The following is a 21632-nucleotide window of genomic DNA, read 5'->3' on the forward strand; positions in this document are numbered from 1 at the left end:
CTGGTACGGCGCACCTCCCACGCGGAGCTGGCTGGTCGAGCCCACGCGTCCTGCGCGAGCGCTTGCTTCGTCGCTCCGCTCCTCAGCGCACCCACTCCGGCCGCTCCCACCCACCCCCGGCTCAGCGCCGGACCTTCTCTCTTGCCGACTACCGCCGGCGAGCTGCGGGCTCCCGCCCGCGAACTTCCGGGCTACCGCCCGGGACCACGCGCTACCGCGCGACGCGACTGCCCCCGGCGCGCGGCACGTGATGAGTGAGCGGACCCGTCCGGCGATCTGCGGCCCCAGTCCCCCGCAGCGGATCTGAAACGGACGCGCGCCGCTCGGGCACCCGCGCAGACAGCCAGCCGCCCGGGTAAACACTGTGATCCGCCGGCAGACCTGCGACGGATGTCCGCCAACTGATTCGCGACAGGCCAAAGGGCCGCCGCCAATGCACGGCATGCCGATCACGACGCAGGTCTCCTGACTACCTGGCATCAGCAAAGCTGGTGCGATGAGCGAGTCCGAAGGGGCAGGATTGGCCGCATGCCGGACCTTGCCCGAGACGAAGCCACTGCCATGCTGGCAGACGCCGTCAGTCTTTGGCGCCTCAGTCCTGGCACCGCCAATGAGGTGATCGATGCCGCCGCACAGTGTCTTGTAGCCGATGTTGACTCGCCGACACTTCGAGAGCTCGCCGGAGCCTCGCCGCGGGACTCGCCGTTCGTTCTGAAGCCGCTGATCGAAGGCACACTCCACGAGTTGGGGATGCTGGACATGTTGTCGGTCGACGCTCAACGAGGAGCCCTTGGTGCCGTGCTCCGCCGCTTCGAACGCAACGAGTTCAGTGCCCGTGAAGTCGTCCGTTGGGCACACTCCAACGTCGGCCACGACGGCGACGCGCGGTGCCAGGTGTTCGTCGATCTCGACGACATGTACGGCTGTGTGGACTACTCCGAGTTCGGCACCGAAGATCTCGACCGCTGGACGGCCGAGGAGGCCAAAGCGTTCCTGGAAGGGCGGCCTTCACCCGGCCGAACGACGGTCTGGCGGACGCCCCCGAGTCCCACCGCAGTGATCTGCTCACCAATGCGATGGCGTCGCCGGTTCGAAGTTCGCATCTCGCCTAGTGGGCGAACCCTTTCGCCGAGGAGTTGGAATGAGCTGTGGGGCAGCCTTCCGGAACTCGGTGTGCCGTGGCGCAACGTTTCCTTCGAGTCAAACCGTGTGAGAGACCAGGTGCTCAAAGCCTGGGGCAAGCCCCCGGGCGCACCTGCCAGTTGACGCACGCTCATACGGGCACCGGTCTCGACTCTCGCACATCATCTGGCGGACGACTGTGCGCATGTATCGACGGACGACAGGTTGTGGGCCGATATGTGATCCGCCAACAGATCCGCGACACATCTCCGCCAACCGATGTGCGACAAGCTAGACCTCGGTCCACGTGTCGGAGCAACGCACGGATCTGCCGAAAATGCGGGTGAGCACCGAAGGGTCGCGCGACGGCAAAGCGACGTGCCAAGGTGGGCTCATGTCCCAGTACGACGGACCACCGATTCGGAGAGTCTACGAGCCCTCCGGGGACGAGATCCGGGCATGGGCTTACAGCGGCGCCAAGTGGCCTGAGCAGGACTGGGACATCTTCATGGCCGAGCCCGAGAATCTCGAGGCGCTCGTTCAGCTAGTTGGGGATTCCGCATGCCCATCACGCCGGGACCTGCTCGGAAGCCTGTATTGCACCATCGGTCATTCCGACCATTCAGACTCGCGAATCGCCGCGGCCATCGAAATAGCCGGCCAATCGAATGACCCATGGCTATTTACCTGGGCGCGCCGGTCGAAGCGTGTCATCGACCACCCCGACGAGTTCGACCGCGATGACTGGTGCGGGTGGGACAGCATGGCATCGAAACCAGTCGACTAGCGATCGCTCGGATCTGCCGCAATCCGCACGCTCATGCCGAAGAGTGGGCGCATCGAGCGGCCGACGGTTTTACTGCGCGCGGAGCGGGTCTGAGCGCCCAAGCGTCAACGATTCACTGTCCCCAGTCAGTAGGTACTGGCCTGGGTTCATGTGGATGTGCGCGCCGGCAGGTGCGTCGGGATCTGCAAGAGCGAGACACCACCGGGCTAGATCACGCAGACCAGCGGGATTCGCCTCGATCTTCACACCGTCGGAACCGAGGCGGACGACGATATCCCCGCCCTCCTCAGTGAGGACGACAACTCCGCGGGATGCGTCGTAGTCCGCCACTTCAATCGAGTACTTCGCCATCCCTCGATGATGGCATCCCGGACGCACTCCTCTGCCGCAATCGCAGGCTCACGTCGATGTGCGGTCGATGGCTGACCGCTCTTTGAATCACGAGCGTGGCGAATCGATACCGGGCACTGCCGAACGACCTGCCTTGGCCGCTACTCCGGCTTGCGCCCGAACACTCGCTTGGCGACGGAGCCGGTGCCGATAGCGGCGAACAGGGCGACAAAGACCACCGAGGGAATGCTACTGAAACTCGAATCGACACCGTGGAAGGTCGCCTCGCCTCCATACACGCCGACGAACAGCACGGCCACCCACATCGCGACGATCGCCAGCGTGGCCCACATCTCGCGAACAAGGATCCGTGCAGCCCAGCCTCCATCACGGGAGGGAACTGAAGACTGATCTTGCATGGTTGCTGTCATGGCTGCCTCCTAAAGGTCCACTCCTAGTCGATCCGGTGGCTAAACCCGCCGGTAGAGCCGGAGGTCAGGCATCGCGGAGGCAGGAGAGCCCAAGCGCCTACGCCCAGAGACAACGAGGCTTCGCGGCTGTCGCGCTGTCGCGCCAAGATCCGCGGCCGCGATCCGCGCTTTCGACTGTCGCAGATCACCCGGCGGACAAGTGTCGCGTATCAGCCGACGGAGGAGAGGTCGGGGGCCGATAGTCGTGTGCCACGTTTCTCTACGTCTTTAAGACGGGCCCTTCAGGGCCCGAAAGGGACTGGGCGGTGGCGGGTCTGGCTGGCTGGGGATGGTCGGGATTAGTGAGCTGTGTGGCGTGAGTGGGCCGCGTCTCATGGGACCGGGACGACGAGGCCGGGCCAGATTCGGGTGGTGCGTTCGGTTAGGTAGTCGTGTGCCTGTTGGCCGGTCGCGGTCTTCGGGTTGATCGACGGCACGTGGCCGGTGTTCAGCGTGTCCATCTCGATCAAGGCACCTAGGAGGACCTGGCCCAGTGGGGGCAGCGGCTTGTCTGCTGGCGTGATGGGGTCGAGGAGCGGGGGTACGGCGCGTGCTGTGACCTCCGGCCAGTCCTCTTGGGGGCGCGGGGTGTCACGCGTGAGGATCGGGGCGATGTCGGCGGCGGCTGCATCGCGCCCGGTGAGGGGTGGCCCGAGGGAGAAGCGCTCTCTGAGTGTCCGGATCAGGGACGTGTTGCGGTACTCCTGGGTCACGACGGTCTTCGGATCGATGTAGGCGGAGACGGCCAGTGTCGGGATGCGGACGCCGGAGCGATCGAAGCGGAATCCCATCTCCCCAGCGGGAGCGGCCGGGTCGGGCGGCGGAGCGCTCGGGGGCGGGACGTGGTCGTAGTTGCCGCCATGCTCGTCGAATGCGACCAGGAACAGCGTATTGGCGAAGTTCGACCCGTCCTTCGTGGAGGAGGTGCGGATGGCGGAGTAGATACGAGCGAGCAGTTCCTCCCCGCCCAGGATCGACGACGGGGGATCGGCGGAGAGCCCGGGGAAGAGCGCGTTGTAGGCCGGGTGGTAGTCGTTGTGCGCGTGCAACAGATTCGGTTCGATGAACGAGTAGGTGGGCAACGTGCCACGTTCGGCGTCGTCGAAGAAGTCGTCGAGGGTCGAGAACTGGGTCGCGAACCGCGTGTGGAGCCGGGGCCGGTGGATCATCCCGGTGATCGACAACGGCATGCCCGGGTCCACGTAGACCCGCCACGACAGCCCCGCGGCGTCGAGTCGCTCGAAGATCGTCTCGGCGTCGTTGTTCTTCGGGAAACTGTCCAACGCTGGGGCCGCGCCTGGCCGGGCGGCGGCGTTCACCACCAGACCGGAGGAGGTCGCTGCGTGGTAGAAGGACCGGTTCGTGAATGTCTGCGAAGGCACCTCGCAGAACCAGTGATCGAAGGTTGCGAAGCCCCTGGCGATCGTTGAGATGACCGGCACCTGTTCGGGGGTGTAGCCGGACATGATCTGCGCGTACTCGTCGTACTCCGGAAGCCGGCCCATCTCGCTGCGGAACGCGTTCACGTAGTCGAGGACGAAGCCGTCCATCGTCGGCACCCGCGCCGGGTCGTCCGGGGCGTTGTACGGCGGCTGCATCGCCTCGTAGGACAGAAATCGGTTCTCGTTCGGGGACACCGTCCCGAACAACTGGGCGTTCGTGTGGGGGTGCTCCTCGCCCGCGTCGGGATTCGGCACGTCCATGGACGTCGCCACGTGATACGGCACCACGCCACGCTCGGCGCCCGGGGCGTAGCTCGGGATCGGGTTCGAGAGGTCCTTGCCGAGCACGCCCTCGAAGGAGTCCACCTCACCCGGCGCATACAAACGGCCCAGCAGGTTGTCGAAGGACCGGTTCTCGAACATCACCGACACAACATGATCGAACTTCGGACCATCTCCAGCTCCGGCCACCGTTCCTCCTGCCCACGCTCCAGGACCAGGTGGCTGACGAGCACCGAGACCCCCTCGCTGCACTCCCTGCCCAGAGCCACTCCGGTCGCTCGTGTCAGGGACGCTAATCCGCTGCTCGGCCCCCGCAATCACCCCAAGCGGACGACTTCGATCGCTACCGCGCGCGACAACCCCCGAGCTGCCGGCCAACGCGCCTACCGATGTGCGTTGGCCGGTCTAGGCGGCGGGTGCTCTAGGTGCAGGCCTCTTTCGCGAACTGCGCATACGGCTGCACTCTCTCCTCGTGCCGTTGACTGGCCTCGACGAAGGTTTGGGTGAGGACCTGGCCGGGGCTCAACGTCGACAGACGTTCGAGGGTGAACTCGACGTGCCCGGTGTACCAGGAGTTGTCGCGGGTCCAGCCGTAGGCGACGTACTGAACAGCTGGCCGGAGTGCCTCGCCCGGGCCGTCCCTGCGCCATACTGCGGACGGCTTTGCAGTGTTCAGAGCGGCTTGCGCCGCGTTGGCGGGTGTCACCGGCGAGACAGCGTCCCAGTCCGCTACCGAGACCGAGGAGTCGTCGCTCGCCGGGTCACTAGCTGTCCGATCGCGGTAGATCGTTGCCCCATCGATGTGATCGTTGCAGAGCGCGAAGACGACGACCGGACGGCCCTGCCCGTCAACGCTGATACCGGTCGAGCCGGCGGGCGCGACAGTCTCACACCCGGTAAGCACAGCGACCAGGCCCAAGCCGAGGAGTCCATACACCCAGCTCACCCGCCAAGCCCGTCCCGCGCCAGATGTGGTCACGAGGCAAAACTTCGCACAGCCTGGCTGGCTCCGGCGACGACGTGGCCGAACTGCAACCTCTGTAGCTAACGGTCCGACGGCGTCGCTCGACTGGGTTTGCGGGCACGGGTGAGTACGACGCTGAGGGTGTCGAAGCCGAGGTCTGCGTAGAACGCGCGGGCGTCCTGGTTGTCGGCGTACGCCGTGACCGAGACCGCAACAGCGCCGTGCTCGCCCTCGGCCCACGCTGCGAACCGCTCCACGAGCTCGCCGGCCACGCCGTGCCGGCGGGCGCGTTCCTCGACGAACAGACTGCGCAGGTAGCCGGTCACCACGCCACGGCGTACCTCACTCGACTCGCTCACCCAGCCGACCAGATGCCCGCACACTCCCGATGCGTCGGCGGCGACCAGCACCAGCGCCTTCTCTTTGCCCAGCAACGCCGCGAAGTCGGCGGCCCCGCGTCGCCGCGGCCATGTGGTGTCGACAAGAGGTTCGTGCTCGCCCGCGTCCGCAGCGAACAACTGTGATTCGAGCCCGACGAGGTCCTCGATGTCGGCCTGGGTCGCCAGGCGGATCCGGGTTGTCATCGCGCCAGGAAACCACGTCTGCGCCGAACCGCGTGCCTTTGTGGTTGGCAGCTCTGTATCGAAGACGCATCATGCTGCTGCTAGGACGACAGACGAAGTAGCTCCTGAACCAACAGCACAGCGCTCATGCCTGATGCAGCAACCATGATGCAGGCCCACGCGATCCGCGTGCGGCGGGCGGCGCGGACTGTGGTGTGGATGGTATTGAACTCTCGGCGGCGGTCGAGGTCGGCTGAGGGGTTGGGTTGGTGGGCCCAGGTCGTGGGGTCTGTGATCAGTCGGGCCAGGTGTGCGAGGTCGTCTGGAGTCAGGACGGCCGGCTGACGCTTCAGGAGCTTGACCAGGCGGCGGGCGTCGACGACTGCCACGGTGGTCGGTGGGTTTCTGATGGTCAGTTTCTGTGCGTTGACTACGGCTATTACTGGCGTCACTGGCACCGGTCGGCCGAGGGCCTTGGTGAGGAGGTTGGCGGTTCGGCGGCATTCGAATTCGGCGTTGCGGATGTGGTGCTGACGGGTGCCCGAGATCATGAGGGCGCGGTCCGCGACCCAGACTTTCTGGTTGGCGTGGTGCTTCGTGTTGATGGTGAAGACTCCTGCCGGGCCGACGACCACATGGTCGATGTCCGCTCCCCGGCGGCCGATCGGGACCGCGTGCAGGACAGTCCAGCCCGGGCCCAGCTTCGACAGCAAGCGGCCGACTTCCCGCTCGCCGAGGGCTCCTTGGTACCAGTGGTTGCCGTCGTTGCTCAGCGGGCGTACCCCGAAGAGGCGTGCCAACCGACCGCGCGATCGGAATGAACCTGGCTGAGTGCACAAGGCGTGGATCACCGCGTGGCCCGGCGGGCGGTCTTGTAGCGCGACCAGGCGGCTGGTCTCGTTCGGTTTCGTGTCTGACGTCATCTCGTTCCCCCGATCCCCGTTGTACGAGGTATCCGCGGAAGGGCGGGACGCGTTACAGGTCAGAGTTTGGTGAGAACGCCGCCGATGATGACCCAGACGAAGAGGCCGATGTTGAGGAGGAGGGCGAGCCAGGCGATGGATTTGCCTCGTTGGCCGGACCATCGGATTTGGCGGAGGGCGGTGATGGAGAGGTAGATGGAGACCGGGGAGCAGAACGGGACGGTGAGGAGGGCGGCTACTGCCTGGCGGCTCACGCCTGGGCGTCGGGGCCGGTATGACGTGGCGGTGAACGGGTCGTTGTACGGCGGGGCGGTGTAGGGCTCGCGGTACGGCGGAGCGGTGGGCTCGCGGTACGGCGGGGCGGTGTACGGGTCCTGACGTGGCTGGCGCGGGGGCGTGTACGTGGTGCCAGGGCCGGAGGACCAGTCGAAAGGGTCCTCCTCGGGTTCGGCGGCACGGGGTGCTTGCGACGGCGCGGTCGGCTTCTTCGGGTTCAGAAGGAGGGCGTAGTCGGCGCGCCGCCCAGGGTCGGAGAGGATCTCGTACGCGCGGTTCAGCTTGGCTTGTTGGGAGGCGTCGCCGCCGACGTCGGTGTGGTGACTGCGGGACAGGCGGCGGTAGCTGCGTTTGATCTCTTCGGGGCCGGCGTCGCGGGTGACGCCGAGCAGCTTCCAGGGGTCGGCTCCGTCGAGGTCCCGGAAGTCGCGCCGGGAACTCATCGAGCGACGTCCGCCTGGTAGCAGGTGAGGCGCCAGGACGCCTGGTGCGGGTCGGCGCCGCTGGGCAGCGTGCGGTGGCCGGACGCGAACGTGACGGTCCGCTCGCCCGCCAGATACATCCACAGGTCGAGGTCTTCGTCGTTGCCGTAGTAGTAATACCGGTAGTGCTGGACGGCCTGCGACCCGAGGAACGGCGTCTGCAGCCGCTGCTGCGCCTCCAGCGGCAAGTTGCCGAGCGTGCCCCGCATGTCCTGCGTGAGCTCCAACTGCGGCGCCGGAGACGCCGGCTCGTCCCGGCCACGCGACACGAGTGAACGCAGACCACCGCGCGGCCTTGTCGGCTGTTGCTGTACGACGGCGTGCTTGATGCTCGACGGTACGAACGGGTCGATCCGCACGCTCTGCGTCCGCTGCCCCTGGCTGTTGACGCGCGGTGTGGTCACGGCCAGACCGTTCGGGCCGAGGACGACGGCGTACGGCCGGTCACGCTCGCGCTCGTGCAGGTCGGCCCACCACTCGATCGCGGGTCCTACCTTGCGCTCGAGGTATGCCTTGACGTCGTCGTGGATCTCCGCCCACCAGTGGAACCGGTCCGGGCTGGGAACGAAGCCCAGCGGCCCTGCCTCGTGCGCGGCAGGCATCCGCGGCGCGGCCGGCGCGCGCTCCACGCCGCCACCCGCGGGCCGCTGCTCGGCCGGGCGTCCCCGAGAGTGCTCGGGCAGGTTGTCACGCGTCATAGCGGCAGCGGCGTGGGGCGGCATGCATAGTCGGCAGCTTCCATGACGTTGCGTATCCAGGTCAACTCTGCTGACCGAGGCCTGAGAGGGTTTTCGCGCGGAGCAGGACGCCGTCGAGCATCTCTTCGGTGAGCTTGCCGGTGAACGTGTTCTGCTGGCTGGGATGGAAGCAACCGAGAACGCTGACTTCGCCTTGTGGTGTGGGGATCCGGTACTCGACCGCGTGACCGAATTTCGGCCGCGGCCGCGGTACGTCGGCCCCGAGCGCGACCAGTGCGGCCAGCAGCGCGTCGTACGCGAACTTGCCGAGGCAGACGATCGCCCTGGTACTCGGGAGGACGAGCTCGAGCTCCTGCCGGTACCACGGAGCGCAGGTGTCGCGCTCGGCCGGCGTGGGCTTGTTGGCGGGCGGGGCGCAGCGGACCGCGGCGATCATCCGCGCGCCGACCAGGTGCAGCCCGTCGCCCGCGTGTTCGCTCGTCGCCTGGTTGGCCAGGCCGACGCGATGCAGGCTCGCGAACAGCCAGTCGCCCGAGCGGTCGCCGGTGAAGACGCGGCCGGTCCGGTTCCCGCCGTTCGCCGCCGGGGCCAGGCCGACGATCAGGATCCGCGGCTCGGCGACGCCCCAGCCGGCGATCGGCCGCCCCCAGTACGGCTGGTCCGCGAACGACTTCCGCTTGCCGACCGCAACGTCTTCGCGCCACTCGACCAGCCGCGGGCACGCCCGGCAGACCGAGACCCGGGCCTCGAGCTCCGCCAAGTCGCCGGTCTCCGCGAGCTCCCGGACCGCCGCCGCGTCGCCGGCCACCGGAGTCCGCCGTACGGCGGGATCCTCGGGCCAGCCGGTCCCCGGCGGGACCGGACTGTCGAACAGCTGCCCGGTCAACGGATGCGGAAGCTTCATCGACACAGCGTAAGCGGCGACCGGATCCGGCCACGGTCAGGTCTTGACCCAGGATTAGATCGATCTCATTCTGACTTAGATCGATCTAAGTGAGGAGTGACCATGGCAAGCGGAACCCAGCTGCAGACCGCCCGGGCGGACCGTGTCCCGGTCCGCAGGACCGTCCTGGCCTGTATGGCCGACTACATCGACGCGGGCTCGATCGTGGCCGCGTCGTCCGGGCTGGCGCTCTGGTCCGCCGAGTTCGGGATGAGCAAGTCGACGGTCGGCCTGCTCGGCGCGCTCGGGACGAACGCCGCGTCGTACGCCGTCGGCGCGCTGATCGGCGGCCGCCTCGGCGACCTGTTCGGCCGCAAGCGGATCTACCAGTACGACCTGCTGATCTACGTGCTCGGCGGCCTGCTGGTGATGGCCGCGTTCAACAGCGCCACGCTCTTCATCGGCCTGATCATCATGGGGCTCGCCGTCGGCGCCGACGTACCGACGTCCTGGGCACTGGTCGGCGAGATCGCCCCGCAACGGGCGCGCGGGCGGGCGATCGGCCTGACATCGCTGTTCTGGAGCCTCGGCCCGGTCGTGAGCCTGCTGCTCGCGTTCGCGCTCGCCGATTTCGGCCTGCTCGGGATCCGGATCGTGTTCGGCCAACTCGTCGTCGTCGCGCTCGTGACCTGGTTCCTGCGGCGGCGGATGGGCGAGTCCGAGATCTGGGTCGACGCGCAGGCCGACCGGGCGCAGGTGTCCGCGGCCCAGCTACGGGCGCTGCTACGGCCCGAGCTCGCGAAGCCGCTGGTCTTCGTCTTCGGCGTGCACACGCTCGGCAGCGTCGCGGCGGGCACGTTCGGGTTCTTCCTGCCGTACATCCTCAAGACCGTCGGCGCCAAGGGTCAGGCGGCGAGCGTCGGCCTGAACGCGTTGAACTTCACGCTCGTCGGGCTCGGCGTCGCGTTCCTGTTCATGCCGCTGGTCGACCGGGTGAACCGCCGCCTGCTGTACGGCGTGGCCGGCTTCTTCTCGGTCGTGGCGGCGCTGTTGCTGATCATCTTCCCGGTCACGAACTCGGTCGCGATCGTCGCCTTCATCGTGATCAACGCGCTCGCGTCCTCGTGCGGTCAGGAGCAGCTGTACCGGGTGTGGTGCCAGGAGTTGTTCCCGACCATGCTGCGGTCGACCGCGCAGGGCGTGATCATCTTCGCCCAGAAGATGCTGCTGGCCGGCTGGAGCCTGGTGGTCCCGCTGATCGTGGCCCGCAGCTTCACCGCGTTCGCCTGGATCCTCGCGATCGCGACGTTCCTCAGCGTCCTGATCGGGACCGTGTACATGCCGCGCCGGCCGCAGTCCCTGGCGGCGGTCCGATGAGCAGACCGAACATCTGGCTCATCCTCTGCGATCAGCTGCGTGCCGATGCCCTCGGCTGCTACGGCAACCCGATCGTCGAGACGCCGAACATAGACCGGCTCGCCGCCGACGGGACGCTGTTCACATCGGCGTACACGCCCTCCCCGGTCTGCGTGCCGGCCCGCGCCTCGCTGATCTCGGGACGCGAACCGCACGTCAACGACTGCTACGACAACGGATCGCCGATGCCGGACGGCCCGACGTTGATGAGCGAGTTGACGGCCGCGGGCTATCGCACGCACGGCGTCGGCAAGATGCACTTCACACCGGACGGCGACGCGCTGCGCGGGTTCCAGACCCGCGACAGCGAGGAGGAGTTCGGTACGGCGGAGTCCGACGACTACCTCGCCTGGGTCAAGGAAAACGGTTTCGGCCACGTCGAGTACCCGCACGGACTGCGCGACGAGATGTACTACGTCCCGCAGCTCTCGCAACTGCCCGCCGAGCTGCACCCCACGACCTGGGTCGCGGACCGGTCGATCGAGTTCCTCCGGAATCAGGACGATCCGTTCTTCCTCTGGTCCAGCTTCATCGCACCGCACCCGCCGTTCACTCCCCCGGCGCCGTGGCACCAGCGATACCCGGCGTCGCTGATGCCCGACCCGCATCTCCCGCCGTCGGGTGACGGGCTGCTGACGGCGTACAACCGGCTGCAGAACCGGTACAAGTACCGCGACGGCGGGCGTGATCGGCGCCTGTGGCAACTGATTCGCTCGTACTACTACGCCTCCGTGACGTACGTCGACCACCAGATCGGCCGCGTGGTCGAGGAACTGAAAGGCCGCGGCCAGTTCGACAACACGGTGATCATGCTGACCGCGGACCACGGCGAGTTCCTCGGCGACTACGGCTGTTTCGGAAAGCGGTCGTTCCTCGACGCGGCGGCGCGGGTGCCGATGATCTGCAGCGGCCCCGGCTTCGAGCCGGCCCGGGTCGACGCGCCGGCGAGCCTGGTCGACGTACTGCCGACCGCGCTGACCAGTGCGGGGGTGACGGTTCCGGCGACGGACGGCGTACCGCTGCAGGAGGCCCGGTCGGAGCGGGTCGTGTTCGGCCAGTTCCAGCAGGCCGAGCTCGGGCTGTACGCCGTGATCACGCGGGAGTGGAAGTACATCTGGTCGGCGCCGGACGGCAAGGAGTACCTCGTCGACCGGCGCCGGGACCCGGGCGAGACGACCAACCATGCGTACAACGTGCGGCTGCGGGACGTGCTGCTCGAGTTGCGCGGCCAGGCGGCCAAGCACTTCCCGGACCTCGCCGAGACCGACTTCGACACGCTGGGCGCCAACCGGCCGCTGATCGTCGGCGCGACGCCGGGCGAGGGCGGCGGTGCCGGGTTACTGGCGCTCGACCGGGATGCGGACGCTGCGACAATCGTCGTTCAGTGGGACTGACGACCGAGGACGGGAGCGAGCCGGATGGCGAACGAGACGCGACGCCGCGTACGGATGCTCGACGTGGCGAACTCGCTCGGCGTCTCACGCGCCACGGTCTCGCTGGTGATGCGCGGCAGCCCGCTGGTCTCGGCGACCACGCGGGAGTCGGTGCTCGCCGAGGCCGATCGGCTCGGGTACGTCTACAACCAGGCCGCGGCCAGCCTGCGGACGCAGCGCAACGACGTGGTCGGGCTGGTGATGCCGGACATCGTGAACCCGCTGGTCGCCGAGGTCTCGCTCGGCGCGCAGGAGGTGCTCACCGAGCTCGGGTACTTCGCCGCGATCGTGAACACGTCCGAGAACGTCGAGACGCAGCAGCGGCTGTTCCGCACGCTGGTCCAGCAGCGGGTCGCCGGGGTGATCATCATCCCGGCGCTGCGGACCGGGGCCGACGAGGTCGCGGAGATGTCGCGCAGCCAGGTGCCGCTCGTCGTGCTGACGCGGGCGTTCCCGGACTTCGGCGTACCGTTCGTCGGCACCGACGACGCGGTCATCGGCGGGATGGGGGCCGAGCATCTGACCGGTACCCACGGCTGCCGGGAGCTCGCGTACTTCGGCGGCAACCTCCTCGCCACACCCCGGGTCGCCCGGGAGCAGGCCTTCCGTGAGGCCGCCACCGGGGCCGGGGCGACGTGCGACGAGGTGTGGTCGGAGCCGTTCGACGCCGGGATGGTCGACGCGTACCAGCGCGCGTCCGTGTTGCTGGAGCAGGGACCGCCGCCGCGCGGGATCCTGTGCCACAGCGACCAGGTGGCGTACGGGTTGCTGAAAGCCCTGCAGAACAAGGGTTACACGCCGAAGGACTGCGCGGTGGTCGGCATCGACGACCTCCTCCAGTCCCAGCTGTGGACGCCGTCGGTGAGCAGCATCGCCGTCCAGCCCAGTGAGATCGGCCGCGTCTGCGCCCGCATCCTCCTCACCGAGATCGGCACACCTACCGACGGCGCCATCACCCCACCCGAACCGGTCCTCCATCCCCGAACCTCCTGCGGCTGCGGCTGACGGATCAGGCCGCGGCTTCCTGGAGGACTTCGGGTTCGGGGGTCGCCTGGGTGCGGCGGTGGCTCGGGATGGCCAAGGCCAGTACGACGGCTGCGGCTGCGAAGGCGGACAGGAGGAGGAAGGTGTTGGTGAAGCCGGATTCGGCGGGGAGGCCGGACGGCTGGAGGTGGCCGGTGATGATGGAGCTGGCCAGGGCCGTGCCGATGGAGCCGCCGATGGTGCGGATGTTGGCGTTCATGCCGGTGGCCGCGCCGGTCTGCTCGCGGGGCACGTTCTGCACGATCAGGCTGGTCATCGCCGCGTAGGCGAGGCCGAGCCCGACCCCGAACAGCGCGGTCGAGACCGCCACCTGCCACTGCGCGTGGTGGAACTCGGCGAACATCAGCGCCGCGACCAGGCTCAACGCCGACCCGGAAACGACCTGCGCCTTGGCACTGAACCGCGCCGCCAGCGGGCCGCTCAACGATCCGGTGATCGCCATCGTGACCAGCATCGGCAGCATCAGCAGCCCGGCCTTCGTCACGCTCGCGCCGAAGCCGAACCCGGCCGCCTTGGGGATCTGCAGGAACTGCGGCACGAACGCGTACACCGCGAACATCGCCGCCCCGAACAGCAGCGCCACCAGGTTCGTCGTCCAGACCGCCGGGCGGCGCATCATCCGCATGTCGATCAGCGGGTTCCGGGAGCGCAGCTCGACCACGATCCAGCCGGCGAACAGTACGACGGCCAGCCCGAAGAGCCCCGTCGTACGCAACGAAGCCCAGCCCCACGACCGGCCGGTGCTCAACGGGAGCAGCAGCGCGATCAGCCAGCCGGACAGGAACGCCGCGGCCAGCCAGTCGATCCGGCCGGGGACACGGTTCGGCGACTCCGGGACGTAGCGCCGGACCGTCAGTGTCGAGACCGCGACGACCGCCATCGGGATCCAGAACAGCCAGCGCCAGCCGAGCGCCTCCACGATCGGGCCGGCCAGCACGATGCCGAGGCCGCCGCCGGCCGCGATGATCGCCGACACCACGCCGACCACGGACGGCACCCGCTCGGCCGGGAACTCGTCCCGGATGATCCCGAACGACAGTGGGAACACGGCGCCGCCGACGCCCTGGAAGATCCGGGCGGCGATCAGGACGCCGATGTTCGGCGCGAGCGCGGCGATCAGGCAGCCGATCGCGAGCGCGATCAGTGCCACGAACAAAGTGCGCTCCTTGCCGACCATGTCACCGATCCGGCCGAGCAGCGGGGTCGCCACCGAGACCGAGAGCAGGAGCGCGGTGAACACCCAGGTGACCGTGCCGGGGGTGGTGTGCAGGTCGTGCTGGATGACGGGCAGCGCCGGGCTCACCAGCGACTGCAACATCGAGAACGAGGCGACGACCGTGGCGAGCACCGCCAGGGTCACGCGGGGGTTTCCAGACCTGATGACAGGCATGCAGAAGTCCTTCGAAAGGGATGAGATCGCGCCACGACGGGGCGCAGAGTTCCCCGGCCTGGTAAAGTCGAGGTATGCCTCCACTATAGCGGAGGGTTGCCTCCGCTATCAACTGGCTAAGGTGATCGAATGGCGAGCGAGCAGAACAGGCCGGTGTTGCAGGTCGACGTCCGGCGGCCGCAGCGGGCGGACGCCCGGCGGAACTTCGACGCCCTGCTGGCCGCTGCCCGGGACGCGTTCGCGAGCAAGGGCGTCGGCGCGTCGCTGGAGGACATCGCCCGGCAGGCCGGCGTCGGCATCGGCACCCTCTACCGGAACTTCCCGGCCCGTCAGGACCTGCTGAACGCGGTGTACTTCGGCGAGATCGAGGAGCTGTGCATCGCGGCGGAGGACGCGGCGGACCTTCCGCCGTGGGAGGCGCTCACCACCTGGCTGCACCGCTTCGTCGGGTACGCCGCGACCAAGCGCGCGATCTGGGAGTCGCTGAACCGGGAGGCCGACAGCTTCAAGGCCGCCCGTGAGGCGATGTACGCCGCCGGCGCGCCGCTGTTCGAGCGCGCCCAGGAGGCCGGTGAGGCCCGCAAGGACGTGTCGTTCGACGACCTGCTCCGGATGGTCAGCGGCCTGACCGCCGCCGGCTTCGTCGACCAGGCCCAGCGCGACCGCGTCCTGACCATCGCCCTGGACGGCGTCCGCGCGCGTTAACCGAGCGAGAGGGCGACGCCGTCGAGGATGTCGTGCTCGGACACGGTGAGACTGTCGACGGGGAGACGGTCGACGAGGCGCTGGAGGATGAGCGCGCCGGCTCCGATGACGTCGACCCTGCCCGGATGGATGGAGTGCACGGCCGCGCGGGCCGCTCGCGTCGAGGTGGTCAGCCAGGTCGTCGTGTCACGGAGCCGGGCCGCGGTGAGGCGGGCGTGGTGGACGGCGTCGCGGTCGTACTCCGGCAGGTTCAGGGCGACGGCCGCGACGGTGGTCGCCGTACCTGCGACCGCGATCAGGGAGCGGGCGTCGGCGAGCGGGACCTTGGCGGTGTCCAGCAGGGCGTCGACGTCGGCGGTGATCGCGGCGAGCTCGGCCGCGGACGTCGGGTCGGTGCTGACATGGCGCTCGGTGAGGCGGACGGAGCCGATGTCGAGGGATTCGGCGGCGATCACGCCGGTGGCGTCGCCGAGGACGAGCTCGGTCGAGCCGCCGCCGATGTCGGCCACCAGGTACGGCGCGGGCAGGTCGAGGGACGTGGTGGCGCCGCGGAAGCTCAGCTCGGCTTCTTCCTTCCCCGAGATGATATCCGGCCGTACGCCGAGGCGCTCCTCGATACCGGTGAGGAAGGCGTCGCGGTTGCTGACGTCCCGGGCGGCGGAGGTGGCCACGAAACGGACTCTGGCAACGGCCGCGGACCGGATGACCGCCGCGAAGTCCTCGGTGGCCGCGAAGACCCGCTCCAGGGCTTCCGGGGCGAACGCGCCGGTCGCGTCGACCCCCTGCCCGAGCCGGACGATCGTCATCCGCCGGTCGAGCTCGACGAGCCGCCCGTCGACCAGGTCGCCGATCAGCAGCCGGATCGAGTTGGTCCCACAATCCACCGCGGCAACCCGCACCCCGCTGTTGTCAGACACACGGACCTCGGCGGCCCCAGTCTTCGAGAGCGGCGAGGGCCTCGTCGCCCAGGGGGTTGACGCCGGGGCCTGCCGCGAGTGAGTGGCCGACCAGGACGTGCAGGCACTTGACCCGGTTCGGCATGCCGCCGGCGGTGATGCCGGCGATCTCCTCGACGTGCTCGATCGACTCGCGGTGCGCGAGGTACGACTCGTGCGCCGCCCGGTAGCGCGCCGCCAGGTCCTCGTCCTCGGCGAGCCGGTCGGTCATCTCCTTCATCATGCCGGACGACTCGAGCGTGCCGATCGCGGACGCGAGCCGCGGGCAGGTCACGTAGTACGTCGTGGGGAACGGCGTACCGTCCGGCAGTCGCGGCTCGGTCTCGACCACGTCGGGGAGACCGCAGGTGCAGCGGTGCGCGATCGACCGGATCCCGCGTGCCGTCCTGCCGAGCTGCTTGCTGACCGCTTCCTCGTCACCGGGGCTGACGGTCACCTGGTCACCTCGGGCGACGGGGTGAGAATCGTCGACGGCTTCGGCGTGGCGGGGGTCGGCGTGGCCGGCGCCGGCGGTGTGCCCGCGCCCTCGACACTCCCCCACAGCTTCGTGTACCAGGTCGGCTTCTGCGCGTCCGTCGTACCGTCCGAGGGCGCGGACGGCTCCGGTGGGGCACCGACCGGCTTACCGTCCGCGCCGATGACTCGGTACCCGACCTCGCCGGGCATAACCCAGCCGAGCCGTTGCCGTGCCTGTGCCTTCACATACGCGTCGTCGCCCCAGCGCGCGATCTCGTCGTTCAGCTCGGCGACCCGCTTCTCCCGGTCCCGGATCTCCTGCTGCAGCGCGGTGACCTGCTGGTGCTGGTCGAACCAGACCCGCAGGCTCTGCGCGTAGGACACGATCAACGCCCCCAGCACCAACAGGACGACGGCCGCGCGCCCGGTCAGGTTGCGCGACCCGCGGGTCCGGGCGGGCTCCGCCGCGGTCCCCGCCGTACGGCGTTTGGGCTGGTCGCCCCGCCGGGCCGGTGGGCGCGACTGGGTCCGGCTCGACGGACGCGAGCCGGGTCGTGCACCGGAATCCCGACGGGACGGCATACGTGTTCCTCCGATTCCCCCGAAATCAGCCCTGGAAGCGCGGGAAGGCCGAGCGACCGGCGTACGTCGCCGCGTCGTCGAGCTCCTCCTCGATCCGGAGCAGCTGGTTGTACTTGGCGGTGCGGTCGGACCGGGCCGGCGCGCCGGACTTGATCTGGCCGCAGTTGGTGGCGACCGCGAGGTCGGCGATCGTGGTGTCCTCGGTCTCGCCGGAGCGGTGGCTCATCATGCAGGTGAAGCCGTTGCGGTGGGCCAGGTCGACGGCATCCAGGGTCTCGGTCAGCGAGCCGATCTGGTTCACCTTGACCAGCAGGCTGTTCGCGGACTTCTCGGTGATGCCGCGCTGCAGGCGCTCGACGTTGGTGACGAACAGGTCGTCGCCGACCAGCTGGATCTTGCTGCCGAGCTCACCGGTGATGGCCTTCCAGCCGTCCCAGTCCTCCTCGTTCAGCGGGTCCTCGATCGAGACGATCGGGTACGACGCGACCAGGTCGGCGTAGTAGGCGATCATCTCGTCGGCGGACTTCTTGCCGCCCTCGAACGCGTACACGCCGTCGGTGAAGAACTCGCTCGCGGCCACGTCCATCGCCAGCGCGATGTCCTTGCCGAGCTGCAGGCCGGTCTTCTCGACCGCGACCGCGATCAGGTCCAGCGCGGCCCGGTTGCTGTCCAGGCTCGGGGCGAAACCGCCCTCGTCGCCGAGGCCCGTGGACAGGCCGCGATCCTTCAGCACCGCCTTCAGCGCGTGGTAGACGCTCGCGCCCTGCATCAGCGCCTCGCCGTACGTCGCGGCGCCGATCGGGGCGATCATGAACTCCTGCACGTCGACGTTGCTGTCCGCGTGCGCGCCGCCGTTGAGGATGTTCATCATCGGCACCGGCAGGACGTGCGCGTTCGGGCCGCCGACGTAGCGGAACAGCGGCAGGCCGGAGCTGTCCGCCGCCGCCTTCGCGACCGCCAGGCTGACGCCGAGGATGGCGTTCGCGCCCAGCTTGGCCTTGTTCGGGGTGCCGTCCAGGTCGAGGAGCGCGTGGTCGATCAGGCGCTGCTCGTGGACGTCGTACCCGACGATCTCCTTGTCGATGTCCTCGAGGATCGCGGTGACGGCCTTCTGCACGCCCTTGCCGCCGTAGCGGTCCTTGTCGCCGTCGCGCAGCTCGACAGCCTCGAACTGGCCGGTGGACGCGCCCGACGGGACGGCCGCGCGGGCGATGGTGTCGTCGTCGAGCAGAACCTCGACCTCGACAGTGGGGTTGCCGCGCGAGTCGAGGATCTCGCGCGCGCCGACGGCCTCGATGGTGGCCACATTGACTCCCAAGTTCTCGATGACGAATCGCTGCTGAGCCTAGTCCCCAGACCAGCAGGCTCAGTGGACCGCGTCGACCCTAACAATCGCATCAGGAGGTACCTCGCGCGTCAGTAACACTCCGTTGGGGGCCTGATAGACCGTGAGATTCCCGCAATCCACGCCCAGCAAGACTTCCACGCGCGTCCGCCGCCCGACAGGACTGTCCTTCGAGGGCGCGAGATGGACGTGCGTACGCCGCCCGGCGTGCAATCCTTCGCTGCGGATCGCGTCCAGAGCCGCCCGATTCGTGCCGTGCCACAGCAGATCCGTCGGGTGAACCCGTTCCCAACTGTTCTCCAACGCTTCACGTGTCACCGGCATCCCGGCGAGCGAATGCCCCTGACACGCCCGGATCCGCTCCCCGTCGACCTGCAACCGCTGCTTGTCGTTCTCCCGCACCGCGACGTCCAGCCGTTCGCGCGACAGCCCGAGAACCCGCAGGACGTCGGTGATCGCCGCCCAGCCGTCCGCACTCATCGTGAGGCCGTTCTCACCCGCCGTATGGCGCAGCAGCCGGGAGATCGCTCTGCTGTCGCGGCTCATGTCAGGAAAGTACTAGTGGCCGAAGGAGCGGCGGGCGTCGGCCAGGCCCTTGTGGTTGTCTTCGGGGCCGGAGATACCGGTCAGGAGGTTGTTGGTGATGCGCCACGCGAAGTAGCCGGCCTGGACCGCGTAGCGGACGCGCAGGAAGGTGTTGAGGCCACGCTCGACCTCGTCGGTCAGGTCAGGGCGCCGGCGGAGGTACGCCGGTACGACGGGCTCATCGTTGTACATGCGGGCCGACGCGACGTCGTACAGGATCGGGCCCCGCATCGCGCTCCCCCAGTCGATCAGCGCGACCTGCCCGTCCGGCTGCCGCACGAACGCCTCGGCCGCCGGGTCGCCGTGCAGCCAGGACCAGGACAGCGGGCCGAGCGCAACGGCGTCGGCGATCGCCCCCTCCACCGCCGGACGGATCCAGGGCTCGAGGTCCAGACACTCCTCGAACGGCAGCAGCAACCGCAGCCATTCCGCGGTGTCACCGCGATCGACGGCAGCGGCCGCATGCACACGCCCGAGCAGGTCACCGATCGCCGCGTGATCCGCCGCGGTCAACTCCACGCCGTCGATGAACTCCAGTACGGCGACCTGCCGCCCGTCGACGTGCTCGACATACCGGCCGTGCTTGCTGCGCCGCGGACGCCCGGTCCGGATCCCGGCGTCATCGAGCCGCGCCGCCAACTCCAACCCTGGCTCGAACGCCGAGTCGTCCGCCGGGACAGCCTTCAACACCACCCACCACGCCGCACCCACAGCCAGCCAGGCCGCCGAGTTCATCCCGCCCGTCAGGACCTGCAGCCGCGCAGGCTTCAGATCCCACCGCTCCCGCAGCACCTCACCCGCATCCACCCACGCAACCCTGCCAGCCGGGGGTGACGCCGTGCATCCGATTTCCGGGCCGTTAGACCCGCGAAGGTGATCAGTCGCCGTTCTCGGTGGCGCGAATGGTGGAGGTCAGGGTCTGTACGGCGGTGCGGAGGGCCTGTTCGGCGTCGATGCCGGTGGCTCGGGCGTCGCGGACCAGGTCCAGGAGCTGGTTGCCGATGCGTTCGGTGTCGTCGGCGGGCTCGGGGCGGTCGGGCTCGGTCGGGAGGACCTTCGCGGCGCGGCCGAGGACCTTGTCGGCCAGGGCCAGGGCGGGGAGGGCGAGCGGGATGCCTTCGAGGACCGAGGAGCGCTGCTTCTCGGCGGCCTTGATGGTCTCCCAGTTGGCTTCGACCGCGGCGGCGTCGGCGGCGTCGACCGTGCCGAAGACGTGCGGGTGGCGGCGGATCAGCTTCTCGACGATCCCGCCGGCGACGTCGTCGATCGAGAACCCCTCGTCGGCGGAGTCCTCCGCGATCCGGGAGTGGAACGCGACCTGCAGCAGCAGATCGCCCAGCTCCTCCTGCAGATGCGAGAGGTCGCCGGTGTCGATCGCCTCGAGCGTCTCGTACGTCTCCTCGAGCAGGTACTTCGCGAGGCTCTCGTGGGTCTGCTCCTGGTCCCACGGGCAGTTCCGCCGCAGCCGGTCCATCACCCGGACCAGGTCGATCAGCCGCGAGCCCGGCACGTCGTACGAGCCGTGCAGGATCTCCACCGCGTACGACGGCTCGCGGACCAGCTCGTCGGACACGACGCGCAGCAGGCCGGGCTCTCCGTCGTCGCCGGTCAGCCACACGACCTGACGACCGTCGGCGGCGGCTGACGACAACCACGCCCACGCCGCGGCGACACCCGCCTCGACCTGGGTGACGACGAGACCGGAACCGATCACCGCCTGGACGTCGGGGCGATCGGGCCCGCCGGCCGCGCCGATCTCGTCGGCGGTCTCGAGGGCCTGCCAGGTGGCGCGGGTCAGCAGCCCGGGGGCGACACGAGGACTCGTGAGGACGACCTTGATCCCGCCCGCGGACTCGTCAGGCATACGGACTCGTCAGCCCTGGCCCTGCTGAGCGGCCTCGGCGGCCTTGCGCTTGGCGGCGGTCTGGTCGGACTCCTGCGACAGCGACCCGGAGATCGTGGTGTCGAGGCGGCCGTTGGTCCACTGGCCGTAGCGCGGCGAGACCCTGACCTTGATGTCCTTCGACGCCTCCTTGACCGCTTCCGCGCCCGCCTGCAGCTGCTGCTGCGCGTCCGCGGTGTCCAGCCGGCCGTTGCCGCCGGCCAGCTTCGCCGAGGTGACGGCGCCGGCGGCGATCTCCTTCAGGAAGGCGCTGCTCAGCGGGTCGGCCTGGAGCTTCTTGGTCACCTGGTCGTTGAACATCAGCGGGATCGCCGCCGCGACCTCGGCGTCGCTGACCGAGATCGACTTCTGCCGGCGGACCTGCTCGGTCAGCTCGTCGTTGACCATCTGGTTGACGATCGCCGGAACCGGCACGCTCTCGCCGACCGCCGCCGAGAACGCGCGGGCGGTGTCGTCGACATGGCCGGTGCTGATCTCCGTCCCGCCGACCACCGCGGCCGCGCCCGGGTGAGTGCCCGCCGCACAACCGCCGGTCAGCAGCACGATCGCCGCCACCGCACCGAGAGCCCGAAGCCGTGTGCTCACCGAATCTCCT

24 protein-coding genes are annotated in these 21632 nt (G+C 68.9%); 6 read left to right on the forward strand and 18 right to left on the reverse strand.

Translation table 11 applies throughout. The annotated features are described in order from the left end of the window. Positions 1-528: 528 nt before the first annotated feature. Positions 529-1266, forward strand: coding sequence for a hypothetical protein (locus tag ABZW60_RS15315; RefSeq protein ID WP_355477111.1), 738 nt, complete (start codon positions 529-531; stop codon positions 1264-1266). A 250-nt stretch (positions 1267-1516) separates the two neighbouring features. Further along, a complete protein-coding gene (locus tag ABZW60_RS15320; RefSeq protein WP_355477113.1) occupies positions 1517-1909 on the forward strand; it encodes a hypothetical protein in 393 nt (130 codons plus the stop codon). 69 nt (positions 1910-1978) lie between these two features. Here the strand turns inward: ABZW60_RS15320 and ABZW60_RS15325 are convergent, their stop codons facing one another. From ABZW60_RS15325 to ABZW60_RS15365, 9 genes are all read right to left on the reverse strand, one after another. Then, on the reverse strand, positions 1979-2260 hold the full coding sequence (locus ABZW60_RS15325; RefSeq protein ID WP_355477115.1) for a hypothetical protein: 282 nt from the start codon (positions 2258-2260) through the stop codon (positions 1979-1981). A gap of 140 nt (positions 2261-2400) precedes the next feature. Next, entirely contained in the window at positions 2401-2670 is a 270-nt protein-coding gene (locus tag ABZW60_RS15330) for a hypothetical protein (protein ID WP_355477117.1), read from the reverse strand. Positions 2671-3041: 371 nt separating this feature from the next. Next, positions 3042-4754 (reverse strand): alkaline phosphatase family protein, encoded by a 1713-nt coding sequence (locus ABZW60_RS15335; RefSeq protein ID WP_355477119.1) that lies wholly within the window; start codon positions 4752-4754, stop codon positions 3042-3044. Between the two features lie 100 nt (positions 4755-4854). Beyond that, on the reverse strand, positions 4855-5379 hold the full coding sequence (locus tag ABZW60_RS15340) for a hypothetical protein (protein ID WP_355477121.1): 525 nt from the start codon (positions 5377-5379) through the stop codon (positions 4855-4857). 98 nt (positions 5380-5477) lie between these two features. Continuing rightward, on the reverse strand, positions 5478-5981 hold the full coding sequence (locus tag ABZW60_RS15345) for a GNAT family N-acetyltransferase (protein ID WP_355477123.1): 504 nt from the start codon (positions 5979-5981) through the stop codon (positions 5478-5480). An 80-nt stretch (positions 5982-6061) separates the two neighbouring features. Beyond that, positions 6062-6883, reverse strand: a complete 822-nt coding sequence (locus ABZW60_RS15350; protein ID WP_355477125.1) for a nuclease-related domain-containing protein — start codon at positions 6881-6883, stop codon at positions 6062-6064. Between the two features lie 59 nt (positions 6884-6942). Next, positions 6943-7602: a DnaJ domain-containing protein gene (locus ABZW60_RS15355; protein WP_355477127.1), complete on the reverse strand. Its 660-nt coding sequence runs from the start codon at positions 7600-7602 to the stop codon at positions 6943-6945. Then, positions 7599-8339 (reverse strand): hypothetical protein, encoded by a 741-nt coding sequence (locus ABZW60_RS15360; RefSeq protein WP_355477128.1) that lies wholly within the window; start codon positions 8337-8339, stop codon positions 7599-7601. Before ABZW60_RS15360 ends, ABZW60_RS15355 begins: the two co-directional genes overlap by 4 nt. A 61-nt stretch (positions 8340-8400) precedes the next feature. After that, positions 8401-9243, reverse strand: a complete 843-nt coding sequence (locus ABZW60_RS15365; RefSeq protein WP_355477130.1) for a uracil-DNA glycosylase — start codon at positions 9241-9243, stop codon at positions 8401-8403. 102 nt (positions 9244-9345) lie between these two features. On the opposite strand from ABZW60_RS15365, the gene ABZW60_RS15370 reads away from it, so the two are divergent. From ABZW60_RS15370 to ABZW60_RS15380, 3 genes are read left to right on the forward strand one after another with little or no spacing between them, the layout of a single operon-like run. Further along, complete coding sequence (locus tag ABZW60_RS15370) at positions 9346-10599, forward strand: MFS transporter (protein ID WP_355477132.1); 1254 nt, start codon at positions 9346-9348, stop codon at positions 10597-10599. Further along, entirely contained in the window at positions 10596-12032 is a 1437-nt protein-coding gene (locus tag ABZW60_RS15375; RefSeq protein WP_355477134.1) for a sulfatase-like hydrolase/transferase, read from the forward strand. The genes ABZW60_RS15370 and ABZW60_RS15375 overlap by 4 nt, the downstream gene beginning before the upstream one ends. A 24-nt stretch (positions 12033-12056) precedes the next feature. After that, entirely contained in the window at positions 12057-13076 is a 1020-nt protein-coding gene (locus tag ABZW60_RS15380; protein WP_355477136.1) for a LacI family DNA-binding transcriptional regulator, read from the forward strand. A 4-nt stretch (positions 13077-13080) separates the two neighbouring features. Here ABZW60_RS15380 and ABZW60_RS15385 read toward each other — a convergent pair whose 3' ends face one another. Continuing rightward, entirely contained in the window at positions 13081-14505 is a 1425-nt protein-coding gene (locus ABZW60_RS15385) for an MFS transporter (protein WP_355477138.1), read from the reverse strand. Positions 14506-14634: 129 nt separating this feature from the next. Here ABZW60_RS15385 and ABZW60_RS15390 point away from each other — a divergent pair, with 129 nt between their 5' ends. Further along, entirely contained in the window at positions 14635-15210 is a 576-nt protein-coding gene (locus tag ABZW60_RS15390) for a TetR/AcrR family transcriptional regulator (RefSeq protein WP_355477140.1), read from the forward strand. Here ABZW60_RS15390 and ABZW60_RS15395 read toward each other — a convergent pair. From ABZW60_RS15395 to ABZW60_RS15430, 8 genes are all read right to left on the reverse strand, one after another. Then, positions 15207-16127: a Ppx/GppA phosphatase family protein gene (locus tag ABZW60_RS15395; protein WP_355477142.1), complete on the reverse strand. Its 921-nt coding sequence runs from the start codon at positions 16125-16127 to the stop codon at positions 15207-15209. The two genes, ABZW60_RS15390 and ABZW60_RS15395, sit on opposite strands and share 4 nt — an antisense overlap. After that, positions 16120-16602 (reverse strand): DUF501 domain-containing protein, encoded by a 483-nt coding sequence (locus tag ABZW60_RS15400; RefSeq protein WP_355477144.1) that lies wholly within the window; start codon positions 16600-16602, stop codon positions 16120-16122. The genes ABZW60_RS15395 and ABZW60_RS15400 overlap by 8 nt, the downstream gene beginning before the upstream one ends. Then, on the reverse strand, positions 16599-17204 hold the full coding sequence (locus tag ABZW60_RS15405) for a septum formation initiator family protein (protein ID WP_355477145.1): 606 nt from the start codon (positions 17202-17204) through the stop codon (positions 16599-16601). The genes ABZW60_RS15400 and ABZW60_RS15405 overlap by 4 nt, the downstream gene beginning before the upstream one ends. Positions 17205-17229: 25 nt before the next feature. Beyond that, complete coding sequence (gene eno, locus ABZW60_RS15410; protein ID WP_355477147.1) at positions 17230-18510, reverse strand: phosphopyruvate hydratase; 1281 nt, start codon at positions 18508-18510, stop codon at positions 17230-17232. 60 nt (positions 18511-18570) lie between these two features. Then, positions 18571-19095 (reverse strand): RNA 2'-phosphotransferase, encoded by a 525-nt coding sequence (locus ABZW60_RS15415; RefSeq protein WP_355477149.1) that lies wholly within the window; start codon positions 19093-19095, stop codon positions 18571-18573. A gap of 12 nt (positions 19096-19107) precedes the next feature. After that, complete coding sequence (locus tag ABZW60_RS15420; protein WP_355477151.1) at positions 19108-19941, reverse strand: phosphotransferase; 834 nt, start codon at positions 19939-19941, stop codon at positions 19108-19110. A gap of 70 nt (positions 19942-20011) precedes the next feature. Continuing rightward, positions 20012-20998, reverse strand: a complete 987-nt coding sequence (locus ABZW60_RS15425; protein WP_355477152.1) for a MazG family protein — start codon at positions 20996-20998, stop codon at positions 20012-20014. Between the two features lie 9 nt (positions 20999-21007). Further along, positions 21008-21622, reverse strand: a complete 615-nt coding sequence (locus ABZW60_RS15430) for a hypothetical protein (RefSeq protein ID WP_355477154.1) — start codon at positions 21620-21622, stop codon at positions 21008-21010. Positions 21623-21632 lie beyond the last annotated feature (10 nt).

The sequence above is a fragment of the Kribbella sp. NPDC003557 genome, from assembly GCF_040610805.1.
Taxonomy (GTDB): Bacteria; Actinomycetota; Actinomycetes; order Propionibacteriales; family Kribbellaceae; genus Kribbella.